Source organism: Armatimonadota bacterium, assembly GCA_016125185.1.
Taxonomy (GTDB): Bacteria; Armatimonadota; Fimbriimonadia; order Fimbriimonadales; family Fimbriimonadaceae; genus Fimbriimonas.
In genome coordinates this window covers 575,737-591,725 of sequence record WGMG01000006.1, presented here as the reverse complement: position 1 = coordinate 591,725, position 15,989 = coordinate 575,737, and the positions used below count along the sequence as shown (strand labels likewise).

12 protein-coding genes are annotated in these 15,989 nt (G+C 58.8%); 1 reads left to right on the top strand and 11 read right to left on the bottom strand.

Annotation, left to right across the window (positions count from 1 at the left end; all coding sequences use genetic code 11):
* Nucleotides 1–199 precede the first annotated feature (199 nt).
* A complete protein-coding gene (locus tag GC165_10560; protein ID MBI1333307.1) occupies nt 200–2,074 on the top strand; it encodes a hypothetical protein in 1,875 nt (624 codons plus the stop codon).
* On the opposite strand, the gene GC165_10555 is transcribed toward GC165_10560, so the two are convergent.
* The 11 genes from GC165_10555 to mnmE all read right to left on the bottom strand — a co-directional run bounded on the left by GC165_10555 (nt 2,071) and on the right by mnmE (nt 15,966).
* Nucleotides 2,071–2,619 (bottom strand): hypothetical protein, encoded by a 549-nt coding sequence (locus GC165_10555; protein ID MBI1333306.1) that lies wholly within the window; start codon nt 2,617–2,619, stop codon nt 2,071–2,073. The genes GC165_10560 and GC165_10555 overlap by 4 nt on opposite strands.
* Nucleotides 2,616–3,635, bottom strand: coding sequence for an MreB/Mrl family cell shape determining protein (locus tag GC165_10550; protein ID MBI1333305.1), 1,020 nt, complete (start codon nt 3,633–3,635; stop codon nt 2,616–2,618). Before GC165_10550 ends, GC165_10555 begins: the two co-directional genes overlap by 4 nt.
* Nucleotides 3,632–4,906: a UDP-N-acetylglucosamine 1-carboxyvinyltransferase gene (gene murA, locus GC165_10545; protein ID MBI1333304.1), complete on the bottom strand. Its 1,275-nt coding sequence runs from the start codon at nt 4,904–4,906 to the stop codon at nt 3,632–3,634. The genes GC165_10550 and murA overlap by 4 nt, the downstream gene beginning before the upstream one ends.
* Nucleotides 4,907–4,983: 77 nt before the next feature.
* Complete coding sequence (locus tag GC165_10540) at nt 4,984–5,523, bottom strand: HNH endonuclease (GenBank protein ID MBI1333303.1); 540 nt, start codon at nt 5,521–5,523, stop codon at nt 4,984–4,986.
* Between the two features lie 219 nt (nt 5,524–5,742).
* Nucleotides 5,743–6,564 (bottom strand): 6-pyruvoyl tetrahydropterin synthase, encoded by an 822-nt coding sequence (locus GC165_10535; protein MBI1333302.1) that lies wholly within the window; start codon nt 6,562–6,564, stop codon nt 5,743–5,745.
* The gene (locus GC165_10530; GenBank protein MBI1333301.1) at nt 6,561–7,637 is read right to left on the bottom strand and encodes an ABC transporter permease; all 1,077 of its coding nucleotides are present in this window, start codon (nt 7,635–7,637) and stop codon (nt 6,561–6,563) included. Before GC165_10530 ends, GC165_10535 begins: the two co-directional genes overlap by 4 nt.
* Before the next feature lie 168 nt (nt 7,638–7,805).
* Nucleotides 7,806–8,825 carry a hypothetical protein gene (locus GC165_10525; protein MBI1333300.1) on the bottom strand — a complete coding sequence of 340 codons (1,020 nt, stop codon included), beginning with the start codon at nt 8,823–8,825 and terminating at the stop codon, nt 7,806–7,808.
* Nucleotides 8,825–10,219 (bottom strand): ATP-binding cassette domain-containing protein, encoded by a 1,395-nt coding sequence (locus GC165_10520; protein MBI1333299.1) that lies wholly within the window; start codon nt 10,217–10,219, stop codon nt 8,825–8,827. The genes GC165_10525 and GC165_10520 overlap by 1 nt, the downstream gene beginning before the upstream one ends.
* A 6-nt stretch (nt 10,220–10,225) precedes the next feature.
* Nucleotides 10,226–11,254 carry a BMP family ABC transporter substrate-binding protein gene (locus tag GC165_10515; GenBank protein ID MBI1333298.1) on the bottom strand — a complete coding sequence of 343 codons (1,029 nt, stop codon included), beginning with the start codon at nt 11,252–11,254 and terminating at the stop codon, nt 10,226–10,228.
* Nucleotides 11,255–11,963: 709 nt separating this feature from the next.
* Complete coding sequence (gene clpB / locus GC165_10510) at nt 11,964–14,564, bottom strand: ATP-dependent chaperone ClpB (GenBank protein ID MBI1333297.1); 2,601 nt, start codon at nt 14,562–14,564, stop codon at nt 11,964–11,966.
* 94 nt (nt 14,565–14,658) lie between these two features.
* A complete protein-coding gene (gene mnmE, locus GC165_10505) occupies nt 14,659–15,966 on the bottom strand; it encodes a tRNA uridine-5-carboxymethylaminomethyl(34) synthesis GTPase MnmE (protein MBI1333296.1) in 1,308 nt (435 codons plus the stop codon).
* Nucleotides 15,967–15,989 lie beyond the last annotated feature (23 nt).

The window sequence follows — 15,989 nt, the reverse complement described above, 5'->3', positions numbered from 1 at the left end:
TCCAAATTTCTGAAGGAAATTTGGAGAAAGTGTCGTTCAGCAACCCAAGCGCAGAACGACGAGAGGCGAAAATCCGCTGGACGACTAGGTTCTTAAGCCTGACTAGGTAAAGGCCATCTCGCTTCCCCCGCTCTCGCTGCCCTTGCCCTAGCGAAGCGAGCCCTTCGCCCTGACCCAAAGCGGTATCCTTCCCTATCATATGATTCGTCCCATCGCCCTCTCCCAAGTCAACTCGATCACCGGCTTCTGGGGTCGATACCTGGACGAATTCTCCGAAAAAGGCATCCTCAGCCAGTGGGATCAAATCATCTCTACCGGACGGCTCGAAAACTTCTACCGGGTCGCTCGAAAGGAAACCGGCACCCACGAAGGACTGCGGTTTAACGATAGCGACGTCTACAAGTGGCTCGAGGGCGCGGCCTACATCCAAAAGCTCCGCCCCAACCCCAAAGTTGCCGAGGTCATCGACACCGCCATCAAGGCCATCGAAGGAGCCCAGGCCGACGACGGCTACCTCTTCACCCTCGTCCAGCTCAACCTCCCGACCTACAAGTGGCGCAACCTCGTCAACATGCACGAGATGTACTGCCTCGGGCACCTTTTCGAAGCAGCCGTCGCCCTCCACCAGAACCTCGGTGACAGTCGCCTCCTCGAAGTCTCCAAGCGAGCCGTCGCCCACATTAAATCGCTCTACGGACCCGACAAAAAGAAGGGCTTCTGCGGCCACCCCGAGGTTGAAATCGCCCTCTACCGCCTCACCGAGGCGACCGGCGACCTCCAATACGCCGAGCTTGCCGACTGGATGATCGACATCCGTGGACAGCGTCCCTCCCCCTTCGAACCCGAAGTCGAGGACCCTGAGACAAAAGAGTATTTCCGCCACGCCAACGCCCTCATCCTCAAGAACGGCCACTACGACGGCGCCTACGCCCAAGACGATAAGCCGATCCGAGAGCAGACCAAGATCGTCGGACACTCCGTCCGCGCCACCTACCTGTACGCCGCCGCCGCCATGAGCGCCGCCCGACGTGAGGATCAGGGCCTCTTCGACGCCCTCCAGACCATCTGGGAGAACTTGACTACCAAGCGGATGTACATCACCGGCGGCATCGGCAGCACCGGCGACAACGAGGGCTTTACCGATGACTTCGACCTACCAAACCTCAACGCCTACGCCGAAACCTGCGCCGGAATCGCGCTCGCCATGTGGGGCCGCCGCATGTTCGAAGCCAACGGCAACTCGGAATACCTCGACATCGTCGAGCGCGTAACCATGAACGGCGTCCTCAGCGGCGTCAGCCTCGACACCACACTCTACTACTACGACAACCCGCTCGAAAGCCGCAAAAGCCACGAGCGCGCACCGTGGTTCACCTGCGCCTGTTGCCCGCCCAACGTCGCCCGCTTTGTCGGAAGCATCGTGCAATACGCCCTCTGGGAGTCCGATGACACCGTCTATATCGGCATGCCCGTCGATGGCGAATACGCCCTCTCCTGCGGTCTCACCCTCAAAATCCAGAGCCAATATCCGCACAACGGCAAGGTTTCGCTCACCCTCTCCGGCAAGGCCAAACATGCGGTCAAACTCGCCGTTCGAATCCCGGACTGGAGTGACGAGGTCAACGTCGATTTCCCCGACTCGACCGAAGGCGCTGAGTACGAAGACGGCTTCATGGTCTTCAGCCACGACTGGCACAACACCTCCATCGAGCTCGATTTCGAAATGACGGTGCGCGTGAACCAGTCGCACCCGCTCGTCATGGACAACGTCGGCCGTCTTGCCGTGTCCTACGGCCCCTCGATCTACTGCGCCGAAGAAGTCAAACTCGAAAACGCTCCGCAGTTCAAGGTGTTCGATCTCGGCGAGGAAATCCGCCAGCCCGGCAACAAAGCCCTCGATGGCTCGCCGGTCCTCCAGGCCACCAGCCTTTCGGACTCGCTTGACGAAGATCAGCCACTATACGATGAATTCGCCGACACCGACGCCAGCGTGGGCACCGTCAACCTGATCCCCTACCGAACCTGGAACGCGAAAGGTCCCAGTTACATGCAGGTCTGGTTACGGCACAACTAGTTGCCGCCGTCCATCAACGCCGGGCTGTACTTGCGTGAAGGAAGATGGACTAGATCAGAGATCCGCACCATCAAGGTGCCGACTGCGTCGCCAAAATCGTGCGTGGAAACAGTCTCATTGGAACCCGTCACCAGCGGGCCGTAAGGCATCACAAACCCGTCTTTCACCAACTTCGTGAAAGCCGTCTGGTCGAAGTCCTTTCGGAATCGAGCCGGAACAAATGCCGCCGGAGTCGCCGAGCGCTTGAACATCGGCGTGACCTGATCGACAACCTTCTGCATCGCCGCCAAAACCTCGTTCTTGGTGATCGGCTTGGCATCCGAAGCCAAAGCGACCGGATTCGAGCCCTTAACCTTCAGACCCTTCGCCATCGCCGCCCACATCTTATCAAACGTCTTCTGTGCCTCCGCATGGGTCACCGGCGCAGTTGTAGCCTTGATAACCTTCGGTTGCTTCATCTTGGGGTCTTTCACCCCGCTGTCGTCGCCCTGCCCAAAGGCAAGCCCGCAAAGAAGAAGAGAGACCAAAATGGCGAGGTACTTCATAGTTCCGTCAACGCTCCGCTCGACTTGATCGAGTTGATTCGCTCGATCGCCTGGCCCGTTCCCTGGGCCACGCAGGTAAGTGCATTATCCGCCACGCGGACATTAATCTGCGTCACATCTTGCAGATATCGATCCAATCCTCTCAAAAGCGCGCCGCCACCCGTCAGCGTGATTCCCCGCTCGATGACGTCGCTCGCCAACTCCGGAGGAGTCTCTTCCAACACGTGACACAGCTTCTCGGCGATCTGCCGCACCGGCTCGTTCAAAGCCTCGCGGATCTCAATACTGCTGATCTCGATCGTCTTCGGCAAGCCGTGGATCATGTCTCGACCGCGGACTTCCATCTTCGCCTCTTGCGTGGCCGGATACGCCGATCCCAGCGCGATCTTGATCTCTTCCGCGGTCATCTCGCCGATCATCAGGTTGTACGCGTTACGGATGTGCTTCTGAATCGCCTCATCCATCTTGTTACCCGCCACCCGGATGCTCTGCGACGTCACGATTCCACCGAGCGAAAGCACCGCGATATCCGTCGTTCCGCCGCCGATATCGACGACCATGTTGCCGCCCGCCGACTCGATGGGCAGACCTGCGCCGATCGCCGCGACATAGGGCTCTTCGATGGTCATCGCTCGCCCGGCCCCGGCTTCCTTCGCCGCCTTGATGACGGCCCGTCGCTCGACGTTGGTGACGCCCGCCGGAACGCAGATCAGCGTATCGGGAGCAAACTTAAAAGGGAGTCGAGACCCGCACGTCTTCTCGATGATGTGCTTCATCATCATCAGCGTCGTGGTGTAGTCGGCGATCACGCCGTCCTTCATCGGCCGAATCGCGGTGATGTTCGCCGGCGTTCGTCCGATCATCTCGCGGGCGTCGTTCCCAACCGCCAAAACCTTTCCGGTCGAGGTGTTGACGGCCACAACCGTAGGCTCGCTCAAGACGATGCCCTTGCCACTTCGATAGACGAGGATGTTAGCTGTGCCGAGGTCGACGGCTATCCGCGGAACGAATCTCAATATTCAGCTAGAGTACCTTCCGTCCCAACCCGGAGAATATCGGCCCCGAGAGATTGTAGGGAGTTCTCGATGGATTCATAACCTCGGTCGATAAAGTGTACATTTTTGACCACGGTCTCGCCGTGCGCCACCAGTCCGGCCAAGCACAAAGCCGCGCCCGCGCGCAGGTCCGAAGCGTGCACCGTTGCGCCTCTCAGCTCGCCGACCCCCTGGATTACCGCACTGCTTCCGTCCTGCCGAATCTTGGCTCCCATTCGGTTCAATTCCGAGATGTGCCCGGTTCGGCTCTCATAAATCGTCTCTTCCACAATCGACGTCCCTTCGGCCACGCAAAGGGTCGCCGCCATCGGCTGTTGCATGTCGGTCGGAAAACCCGGATGCGGCATCGTGATCACGTTAACCGACTGAAGTCGGCTCGGAGCCCCAACGCGAACCCAGTCCGCCCCGGTCTCGATCATCGCTCCTGCCTCGCGAAGCTTGTTCACAACCGCCGTCTGGTCCTCCGGCAAAATGTCCTTCACCGTCACGTCGCCACCGGTGATCGCGCCCGCCAGCAGGAACGTGCCCGCCTGGATGCGGTCGGCCGGAATCTTGTACGTCCCGCCGCTCAGGCTTTTTTTGCCCTGAATCGTGATGCTGGACGTTCCCGCGCCTTCCACATTCGCGCCGATGCGGTTCAGAAAATGACCCAGTGCCACGATTTCGGGTTCCATCGCCGCGTTGGTGATCGTCGTTGTGCCGTGTGCCAGCGCCGCCGTGCTCATGATGTGCTGAGTCGCGCCTGCGCTCGGCTTGTCCAAATAAACTTCGGTTCCCCTCAGCTTCTCCGCCGACGCCCGATAGACGCCGCCGTCCAAGTCGATCGTCGCACCCAAGGCGTGCAGGCCCTTCAGGTGCAGATCGACCGGTCGCGCCCCGATCTTACAGCCGCCCGGAGCCGGCATATCCAGCTTGCCGATACGCGCCAAAAGCGGACCGACCATGTAGAAAGAAGTTCGAATCGAGCGGACCATCTCTTCGTCCGCCTCTCCCGCTCTCAGTTCGGAGCAGTCGATGTAAAGCGAGTCGTCCTCCCACCGAACCTTGGCTCCAAAAACCTCGAGCAGTTGAGCTTTAATTTCGGTGTCGCTGATGCGCGGAACGTTGCGCAAGACCACGGGCTCTTCGGCCAACACGACGGACGATAAAATTGCGAGGGCGATGTTCTTGCTTCCAGAAACTTCGATTTCGCCGGAAAGCTTTCGGCCACCCCGAATAACGAGAGAATTCATGCCTGATTGTCCTGTTCCATCCATGGAGTTAAACCCAGGAACAGGTTAAGGATACCCCCTTTAGGGGGTACCCACAACTAGGCAACCGAAACGGCCTGAACTTCTGGGAAGTAGGGCAAAAAGTCCCGCCACTCGTCCCGGCTCTGCGCCTTCAGGTAGATCGGTAGCGACAGGTACGGCACAAAGCTCGGCCGCCTAGGCTTCCGCTTCAGCGTCATGTTCGCCTGCTGAGGCGTCTTATCCGCCTTCTTCAGGTTGCATCGGCGGCAACAAGCCACCAAGTTGTCCCACGTGTGCGGACCGCCGACCCAACGCGGAACCACGTGGTCGATCGTCATGTCCTTCGCTCGCACGCCGCAATACTGACATGTATAGTTGTCGCGGGCAAGTACGGCATGACGAGACAGCCGCAACTGCGGCAAAGGCCTCTTAACTTGGTATTTCATCCGTAAAACCGCTGGCGACTCCAGTTCTCCACCCGCCGAAATAATCGGCTCGTCCCGATGTACGATCACATCGGCCTTCCCGAGAACTAACAAAGAGATTGCGCGCCGAACGTTGCAAACATTCAGCGGCTCATAATTGCTGTTTAGTACTAAAACGTCATGCAACGCCATTTTCCTTCCTCTCTCTAAAAACCAAGGAAATGGCACCCCTTAAAGCAAGAAGAGCCCGGACACGCACGCGTCCGAGCTCTCCGAAAATCGGAGTTTGCGTCGAACGTATTATCGTATCCCGCCACATTTGGGGCGGAACCGTCCTTACCACCTTGCTTACGGTAGCTACCATTGCCTTACTTCATTTGACGAGGGAAGCAAGGAAATCGGCTCACCGTTTTAAGAGTTTTTACAAACTTCGAAAACGCTCCGAGGCGTTTCCCACAGCCGAATCCGCTCCAGCGTCGCCGGGATATGCCCGTCCAAACGGGAGAAAATCATCTCGGCGATCGACTCCGAAGTGGTCGGTTTGCCCTCAAATTCGGGAATGTCGCAGTTGAAGTTTTTGTGGTCATAGCGATCCACTACTTCCCGGCCCACCGCCGCGTCCACATCGATGATCGAACACATCATCCCCGTAGTCTCGTCCAGTTGGCCGCTCACCGTCACTTCCAGCACATAGTTGTGCCCGTGCCCCGCCTCGTTGTTGCACTTCCCAAACAGCTCCCGATTGCGCTCATCCGAAAGCCCCGGCGCATGCAACCGGTGGGCTGCCGCAAACTCATAGATCCGTGTGATCGTCGTCTTCATTCCGTCGTATTCTCCGTAAAAATTGGGCAATTCCTCCAGCCGAAGCGAGGTCATTTGCACCTCGGGCGGCAGGCCCGCCTCCAAAATCTCTCGCCAAAGGTAGGGCATCATGTTCTCCAGCGAGGGCGTATGCGTCGCAAAATACGGCACCTCGTCGTTGATGCTCTTCTGCGCGAACTCCGGCACGATCCGACTCTTCAGAATCGCGTCGATGTCCTTGATGTTCACAACCATGCCCGTTTCCCGGTTCACCATCCCTTCCACCGTCACGTCCAACTGGTAGTTGTGGCCGTGGTTGTAGGGCGAGCCCCAGCCGGGAAACAATCGCCGGTTCTCCTCGTCGCTCAGGTGAGCGAACCAAAAGCGATGCCCGCTACTAAAGCTCACCGTTCTCGTCATCGCGACTTTCATGAGTCCGTTCCGTCCAGCGCCGTGCCAAGCGATTGCGGCGCGCGCGTTCCCTTTCCTACGAATACCAGAATCACAAGCGTGGCAACATACGGCAAGGCCAACAAAAGCGACCGCGGAATATTGCTTCCGTCCAACTGCAGGCTGAACTGCAACGCCTCAAAGAACCCCAGTAGCATCGCCGAAAGCAGAATTCCGAACGGGCGCCATCGAGCAAACGTCACCAAGGCGATCGCGATGAATCCCCGCCCCGCCACCATCTCCGTCGCAAATGACTGCGCCACGCCCAACACCAAATAGGCCCCGCCTAGCCCGCCGAATAGCCCGCCAATAACAAGCGCCTGATACCGAATCTTCGCTGGCGAGAATCCTGCCGCCTCTGCCGCGGGCGGATACTCGCCCACCGCCCGTAGCTTCAATCCGAATGGCGTCCGGTACAGCACGTACCCCAATCCCGCCGATGCCACGATCAAGAGGAGTAGGATCACGTCAAACTTGCCGAAAAGAGGCGGAATCGCGGGCAGGTTCAGCAGCTTGCCGGTCGCCCCCTGCTTCTCAAATAGCGTCCCACACACTCCGAGGGCTAAAAGGTTGATGGCTGTCCCCACCACGATTTGGTCCAACGCATAGCGAATCGTGAGGATGCCCAAGAACAGAGCGACCGCTACGCCCACCGCCACTCCCGCCGCCAACCCGATCCAAGGGTTACCTGTCTTATCCGAGGCCACCGTCGCCGCAAACGCCGCGCTCAACATCAAGCCTTCCAATCCGACATTGATGATTCCCGACCGCTGAACTGCCGACTCGCCCACGGCCCCAAACGCCACCGGCGCCGAATACTTCAGAACCTGGAAAAGCGAAATCATCTCAAGCCCCTCCCCCGACCTTTTCCGCTTTTTGACCCGGAGGGTCACAGAAGGTAGCCAGAGTATCGTGGCGACCAAGGGAGCGAAAGATATCCCTCTGGCGAGAGGGATCGGTGAGCCAGTGCTTTGCACTCCGCCGAACTTGCGAGGGAAATGAACGAAGTGAATCGGGGCGAACCGAGGGAGTCGCAGTACTTGAACTAGACTCATTCCTCATCCCCCCTGGATAGGCCCGCAACCGCAAAAGTCCAAGGAGCGTCTCGTCCGCCAGAGCTTTAGCAAAGGCGGAAGCGACCCGGCGATTATCGCCGCAAAAACTCGTGGTCAATCCGTCAATGCTGACACCTTGGCCAAACACGCTTCTCCCGCTCCCGACGCTCACGCCGCCTCCCCCTTCGCCGCGATCCGACGCTCGCTCACAGCTCTAAACAACAGCAACCCAATCACCGTCCCCGCCTGGATCACATAAACGAAATAATTCCCGATCCCCCCGAAGCGCGACAAATTGCTCGTCGCCGCAAACAATCCCCCGAAAAACAACGCCGACGGAATCACCGCAAACGGATTCAATGCCCCCACCAACGCCACGGGAATCCCCAAAAATCCGTACTGCTGCGAAAACGAACTCGCCAACTGACCGTTGATTCCCAAAAACTGAATGCCACCCGCCAACCCGCAAATCGCCCCGCTCAAAATCATCGCCCGAAACTTCACCCGATCCGCGTCGATCCGGTTCACCCGCGCAAACCTCGGGTTCGCCCCGACAATCCTCGCGAAGTACCCCGACTTCGTTCGAAACATCCAGTAGCCCACCGCCAGCGCCACCATGAGCGCAAAGAAGATCCCCAAGTGCAGATCGCTCTGCCGCGAAAACTTCGGAAGCATCATCGCGTCCGGAATCTGGTCCGTCAGCGGCGCCGTCTGCCCCGCTTTCCGAATCGGTCCCTCGATGAAGTACAGCAAAAGCTTGTCGCCGATGAAGTTCAGCAGGATCGTGCTGATCACCAAATCCACGCCCCGCTTTAGGTACAAAACCGCCGCCAATCCCGACCAAACTGCCCCTCCAATCGCCGCCGCCAAAAGCATCAATAGGCACCCAAGAAACCCGAGCCCCGAATTCAAAATCGCCTTCCCCACCGTCGCCGCAAACAAAGCCCCAATCAGAAGCTGTCCCTCGCCGCCAATGTTAAAAGCTCCTGCCCGCCACGCCACGGTAATCCCGATCGCCGTCAACAGCACCGGCGTCGCTCGCACCACCGACTGTGACACCGCGACTTTGTCGCCAAACGCCCCTTCCGCCAGCAGTTTCGCCCCTTCGCCCAGCGGAACCCCGAACACCAAAAAACTCAGCACCAGCACGCCGACCAAAAACAGGACCGTCAGCGCGAACTGCTTCACTAGGCCAAAGCCTCCCCCTCGCTAGCAAACAGTCGCCCACGCGACATAAACCACTGTACATCCGAGATCGCAAAAAGCTCATCTCTATCCGTCGTAAACACCACCACGCAAGCTCCCGCGCTCGCCGCCTCACGCAGTCTCGCGTGCACGAACGCCGATGCCTTCACGTCCAACCCCCGCGTCGGGTTGACCACCACCAAAATCCGCGGCCGTTGGTCCAGCACCCGCGCCAAAATCACCTTCTGCTGGTTCCCACCCGACAGTTGCCTCGCTTTATCCAACCCCGACTTGGCCTTGATCGAGAACTCGTCGATCAACCGCACTGCCCGTTCCGCTTGCTGCGTAGCCGAAAATTTCTCCCCGTTGGTCAGCCCCGCGACCGCCATGTTCTCCATCAGATTCAGGTCGACCGCCAGCCCGTCGGACTGCCGGTCCTGCGGTACGTAACCGACATAAGTCTTTCCGAAGTTCAGCGACTCGCCCTCGAAGCGGAGCGAACCATGCGTCAACCGCCGAACGCCCGCCAATGTCTCCGCGAGTTCGACCTGGCCGTTCCCATCCACACCACCGATCCCCACGATTTGCCCGGCTCCAATCGAAAGCGATATTCCGTCCAAGACACCAGAAATTTCAAAAGCCTTGCCGCCAATCGATGCCCCGACAAGGCCACCCGACGACGGCATCATCTCGCCCACCATCATCTCGACCAGTCGCGCTGGTTCCGCCTCGCTACAGGGCAGAGTCCCAATGTGCTCGCCTCGTCGAAGAACCGTGATGCGATCCGACGCCGACAAAACCTCCTCGATCTTATGCGCGATCAGGATCACGACCTTCCCTTCTCGCGCTAGCCCGCGCATGAAGGAAATCAGCTCTGCCACCTCGCGCTCCGACAGCACCGCCGTCGGCTCATCGAAGATCATCACCCGAGGCTGGGTCGCCACGCACTTGAGAATTTCGACCCGCTGTTGAATGCCCACCGACACATCCTGCACTCGCGACTCCCAGGGAATCTCCCAGCCAAACGCTTTGGCTCGCCGCTCAATCTCGACGATGTCACGTTGCCGAATGCCGTACTGGCTCAGGAGCAGGTTTTCGCGAATCGTAAACGCCGGGACCAGCTTGAAGTGCTGATGGACCATTTCGATCCCCATCGCTCGCGCCCGCTTGGGGTCGCCCTTGGCAAGCTCGACGCCCCCAAGCGAAACGGAGCCCGTCGTCGGCGACAAAAAGCCGCCAAGCACGTTCATCAGCGTGGATTTGCCCGCTCCGTTCTCGCCCACGACGGCGTGAACTTCGCCCGGCAGAAAGTCGACGGAGAGGGGCTTCAGCGCCTCCAAGGAACCGAATCGCTTGGAGACGCCGCTAACCGAAAGCGTGGCCCGACCCGACTCCATTCGAGGTTAAAACTTGTCCTTGGGAACCACAAACTTGCCGGACAAAATATCCTTCTTGACTTCGTCGACCTTGGCGATCGCGTCCGCTGGCAACTGTGACTTCAGCTTATCGTTGTAGACAAAGTCGATCGCACCCTTTTGCATATCGAGTTGAATGGTCGAACCGTCAAACTTCCCTTCCTTGACGAGTTTGGCAACTTCCAGAAAAGCCGGGCGGGCGATGATGGCGGCCGAACCGATCACGACGCCGCTATCGTTGTCGTTCTGGTTCATGTTCGCCCCAAAAGCCCAAATGTGCCCCTCTTTGCAGGCGTTGAAGACGCCCTGGGCGCCACCGTTCGCCTGATGAATAAGGAAGTCCGCCTTCTGGCCGATCATCTGCTCCGCCGCTTGCTTGGCCTTCGCGACATCGTTGTTTTCTCCCGTGAAGGCCTCCAAAACTTTGATGTTGGGATTGACCGACTCCGCACCGGCCTTAAACGCGTGGAACGTCGATTCGATCGACGGCACCTGCGGCCCGCCGACCATGCCCACCACGTTCGTCTTCGTCGCCTTGCCTGCCAGCACACCCGCCAGGTAGAAGGACTGCTCCAAATAAAATCGAATCGCGCCCGCGTTCTTCGCCGTCAGACTGCCCGAGGACGAAACAAAAACCGTGTCGGGAAAGTCTTTCGCCACCTGTACGCCCGGCTCGTTGTACTCAAATCCGTGCCCGAACACCAGGTTGTAGCCCTTCTGCGCGTAGGTCCGCATGGCTTCTTTGATGTCGTTGCCGACCGCGACCTGATTCGATACCTCGGCCCCCATGTCCTCCTTGATGCCCTGCAGACCGTCGTAAGCCAGCGCGCACCAGCCCGAATCATTCACCGGTCCCGGAGTCAAAAGCGCAACCTTGAAGGTTCCTCCCTTCGTTCCCGAATCCGCTGAACTCGTCGCCGAATTGCCGCCCGCCGAACTATTGCTGCTCGAACTATCGCCGCTGCATCCAGCGAGAACCAACACCGACAAACTCAGAAAACTGAGGAACTTAGTCATAGGTCAATTCTACGACTTTCACCTCAAATAATTCTCTGTTCGCTAGGCTATTACAAGAGCGCCAAATCTATATCGATAGCTACAAAGGGAGGTACCCCTTGGCGAAGGGGTCGGTGAGCAAGGCACGCGCGAACCGGGGGATTGGTACCAAGATCATGTTTTGCCGAACAAAAACCCGGGTGGCACTGGTAACGACGCCTGCGACGCCGTCGCTGGGAGTTACCAGTGATTCATTCGAACCCAACCTTCCTTAAGGAAAAGCCCCATAACCTTTCTCCGAATTCTCCGAAGGAAATTAGGAGAGAGTGTCGTTCCGCAAGATCCTGCGCGGAACGACGAGAGAGGAAAATCCACAGAGAAAGCAGAACAAACGAGTTAGGCCCACTGAGAGTTGCGAGCGTCTCGCTCGCAGAAAATAGTCCCTATCAAATTATAGTGTCGCACAGCCCGTCTGGCCAATCAAGATCAATGAGCACCAAAGCGAAATGACCTGAAGGGGTCCAACCGGGGTGGCACTGGTAACGACGCCTACGACATAGTCGCTGGGAGTTACCAGTGATTCAGCCAAACCCGACCTCTTGTAAGGAAAAGCCTCAAAGAAACCAGATCAAGAGAGGTCGGCATCCTAGGACGGTGGGCATCCTGCCCACCAAGTTGTCCGCAGAGACACAATGCAGATTGGCCCTGACCGCACTATCGCCCCACGGCCTTATGCCACTTTATCCCGAGTCTCGAACGTGAACCCGCCATCGGCAAAATCCACTTCGATCCGCTGATTGTCCCGCAACTCACCCTTCAGCACCAATTGCGCCAACGGATTGATCAACTCGTTCTGGATCGCCCGCTTCAGCGGCCGCGCCCCATACACCGGGTCAAACCCACGGCTCGCCAGATGGCTCATCGCCTCGTCCGTGATCTCCAGGTCCATGCGCCGCTCGGCCAGTCGCTTGCGCAAGCCCTCAAGCTGGATCGCCACGATGCCCTTGATCTGATTGATGCCCAACGAGCGGAACACGATCAGTTCGTCCAGCCGGTTCACAAACTCGGGCCGGAAGTACAGCTTCACCTCTTCCAAGACCTTGCGCTTCGTCTCGTCGAAGTCGGTCTCGTTCACCGGGTCGCCGTAGTACTGCGACCCCAGGTTGCTCGTCATGATGATCACCGTATTCTTGAAGTCGACCGTTCGCCCCTGACCGTCTGTCAGACGCCCGTCGTCCAAGACCTGGAGCAATACATTGAACACCTCGGGGTGTGCCTTCTCGACCTCGTCCAGCAGGATCACCGAGTAAGGTCGTCGCCGCACGACTTCGGTCAACTGGCCGCCCTCGTCGTACCCAACGTATCCCGGAGGCGCACCGATCAGACGCGAGACCGAGTGCTTCTCGCCATACTCGCTCATGTCGATCCGCAACAGCGCCTTTTCGTCGTTGAACAGTAGTTCGGCCAGCGCCTTCGCCGTCTCCGTCTTGCCCACGCCGGTCGGACCAAGAAACATGAACGAACCAATTGGCCGATTCGGGTCCGAGAGCCCGCTTCGACTGCGACGAACCGCGTCCGAAACCGCAATCAGCGCCTCGTGCTGACCCACGACTCGCTTCTCAAGCTGTTCCTCCAGGCTCAAAAGCTTCTGCATCTCGCCCTGAAGCAGGCGGCTAACCGGCACACCCGTCCACTTGCTCACGATCTCTGCGACATCCTCGCTCTCGACCTCTTCCTTCAGCATCTTGCCCTCGGATTGCACGGCTTGCAAAGCCTCCGAAGCCTCGCTGATGCGCGTCTGGACCTTGGGAATCAGACCATGCTGAATTTCGCCCGCCCGGGCGTAGTCGTCGTTCTTCGTGGCCGTTTCAAGCTCCTGCTTCAGCTTTTCAAGCTCGGCTTTCGCCTCTCGAACCACCTCGATCTGATCCTTTTCCTTCTGCCAAACCGCCCGCAGGCCCGTCGCCTGCTCCGTCAGTTCCGCAATCCGTTTTTCGGCAAATTCAAGCCGCTCCATCGATGCTTCGTCTTCTTCCTTGCGTAGTGCCTCGCGGTCGATCTGATATTGCGTGATCTGCCGCTCGACTTCGTCGATTTCGGCTGGCACCGAGTCGATCTCGATCTTCAGCTTCGACGCCGCTTCATCGATCAAGTCGATCGCCTTGTCCGGCAAAAACCGCTCGGTGATGTACCGATTCGAAAGTGTCGCCGCCGCCACCAAAGCCGAGTCCGTGATGCGCACGCCATGGTGCACCTCGTACCGCTCCTTGAGGCCGCGCAGGATCGAAATTGTCTCCTCGACCGATGGCTCGTCGACCAGCACCATCTGGAACCGCCGCTCCAGCGCCTTGTCCTTCTCGATGTACTGCCGGTATTCGTTCAGCGTCGTCGCGCCCACACATCGCAGTTCTCCGCGCGCCAACATCGGCTTCAAAAGCTGAGCCGCGTCCATGCTTCCTTCCGCGCGTCCCGCGCCGATCAAGGTGTGCATTTCGTCGATGAAAAGGATAATGCGGCCATCGGACTTCTTCACGTCGTCCAAAAGCGACTTCAAGCGTTCTTCAAACTCGCCGCGAAACTTCGAGCCCGCCACCATCGCGCCCAAATCGAGCGTGATCACGGACTTATCGCGCAAAGACTCTGGCACGTCGCCCGCCACAATTCGCTGGGCCAGACCTTCCACTACTGCCGTCTTACCCACGCCCGGCTCACCGATGAGAACCGGGTTATTCTTGGTTCGCCGGCTCAAAACGTGGATCACGCGCCGAATCTCTTCGTCGCGCCCAATCACCGGGTCGAGCTTGCCCGCTCGCGCCTTCGCCGTCAGGTCGACGCCGTACTTCTCCAACGCCTGGTAGGTGTCTTCCGAACCTGGATCGGTCACGCGCTTGCCGCCCCGCAGGTCGGTGATCGCGGCCAAAATGTTCTCTTTCGTCGCCCCCGCCGCTCGCAGGTTCTTACCGAGCCAGCCCGAGTCACCCGCCAGCGCCAGCAAAAAGTGCTCGGTGCTGACGTACTCATCCTTCAGCGCCTCTGCTTCCGAAAAGGCATTCTGGAAAAGCGTCTGAAGGCGACTGGAAATCGAACTGCCGTAGCTCGCCGCTCCGGCAACCTTCGCCTGCTGGCCGACATTCTCCTCCACTTCCTTCGTAAACTGCGGAACATCGATGCTCAGCTTCTGAAGAATCGGCTTCGTCAATCCGCCTTCCTGCCACAGCAGAGCGAGCATCAGGTGCTCGGCATCGATGGTCTGGTGTTGCATCTTCTCCGCCACCGTTTGGGCGGACTGGAAGGCATCTTGGGCTTTGAGGGTTAACTTATCAAATCGCATATGAGTCTAATACTATCAAGTCATTATACGTTCATTAACTCAAATCGTTTCACTAGGCTCAATATTTTGGGCCATTTTGGTTCATTCTACGCCTCTATTTCCCTATACAGAACTCGCTAAAGATTCGATCCAACAAGTCCTGCGACGCCGTCGAGCCCGTCACCAATCCTAGTTCAAACAACGCCACCCGCAGGTGCGTCACCACCAAGTCGCTGGGATGCTCGGCCTGAAATCCCTCGATCGCAAACCGAATCGACTCCGAAGCGCTCTCCAAGTGCCCCATATGACGCCGATTCGGAATCGCACCCGACACATCGACCCCAAAACGACCCACCGCCTGCGCCAAGGAGTCCAGCCCCACTCCAGCCGTAGCCGACAGATAGAACGTCTGCCCGCCCGGCTCCGATTCTTGGCTATCGAGGTCAACCTTGTTTCGAATCAGCCAAACTGGCGCCTCAAACCCGTCGATCTCGCTCTCGTCCTCGGGCGTCAAACCGACCGTCGTATCCACCACATACCAAACCAGGTCCGCGTCCGCCGCCAACTCGCGGCTTCGCTGGATCCCCATCGACTCGATCACCTCATCCGACTCCCGCAAGCCCGCCGTGTCGATCAGCACGCACTTCATCCCTCCGACCTCGCACGCCTCCTCGACGTAGTCCCGCGTCGTCCCCGCGATCGGCGTCACGATCGCCCGTTGCATCCCCAGCAACGCGTTCAACATCGACGACTTCCCCGCATTTGGCGGACCCACGATCGCAACCCGAATCCCTTCGCGAACCAGCCGCCCCCGGATTCCTCGACTCACGAGCGACTCCAACTTCTCGCGACACTCGGTCAGGGCCGAAACCGCAATCGCCGGATCGATATCCCCGATCTCTTCGCTAAAATCGACGCTCGCCTCGACCCCTGCCAACTGCGAGATGATCTTCGTCTCGATGGCCGAAACTTCCTCCCGAAGCGCCCCAATCCGCGAGGCGTTCGCACTCGCCAACTGCTTCCTCGTCGAGGCCCGAACCGTGTCGTCCACCGCCTCCGCCTGGCTCAGGTCCAACCGTCCGTTCATGAACGCCCGCTCGGTAAACTCGCCCGGCCGCGCCATCCGCGCCCCAAGCTCGATCAGCTCATCCACCAGCGTCGTCATCGAGACCGAGGAGCCGTGCATCTGAAACTCGGCCGCCTCCTCGCCGGTGTAGCTTTTCCCCTCGGCAAAAAGCAAAAGCAACCCGTCGTCTCCGTTCTCAAACGTCCCGTAATACGCCCGATGACTTTCCGGCTCGGCGGGAAAATTCGAAAACGCCTCCGAAGCAATCCCCCACGCCCCCGGCCCCGACAAACGCACAATCCCCACCGCCCCACCTGGGGCCGTTATCGGGGCAACAATCGTGTCGAAATAGGGCATCAGAGTTAGCAGTCGGCGGTTGG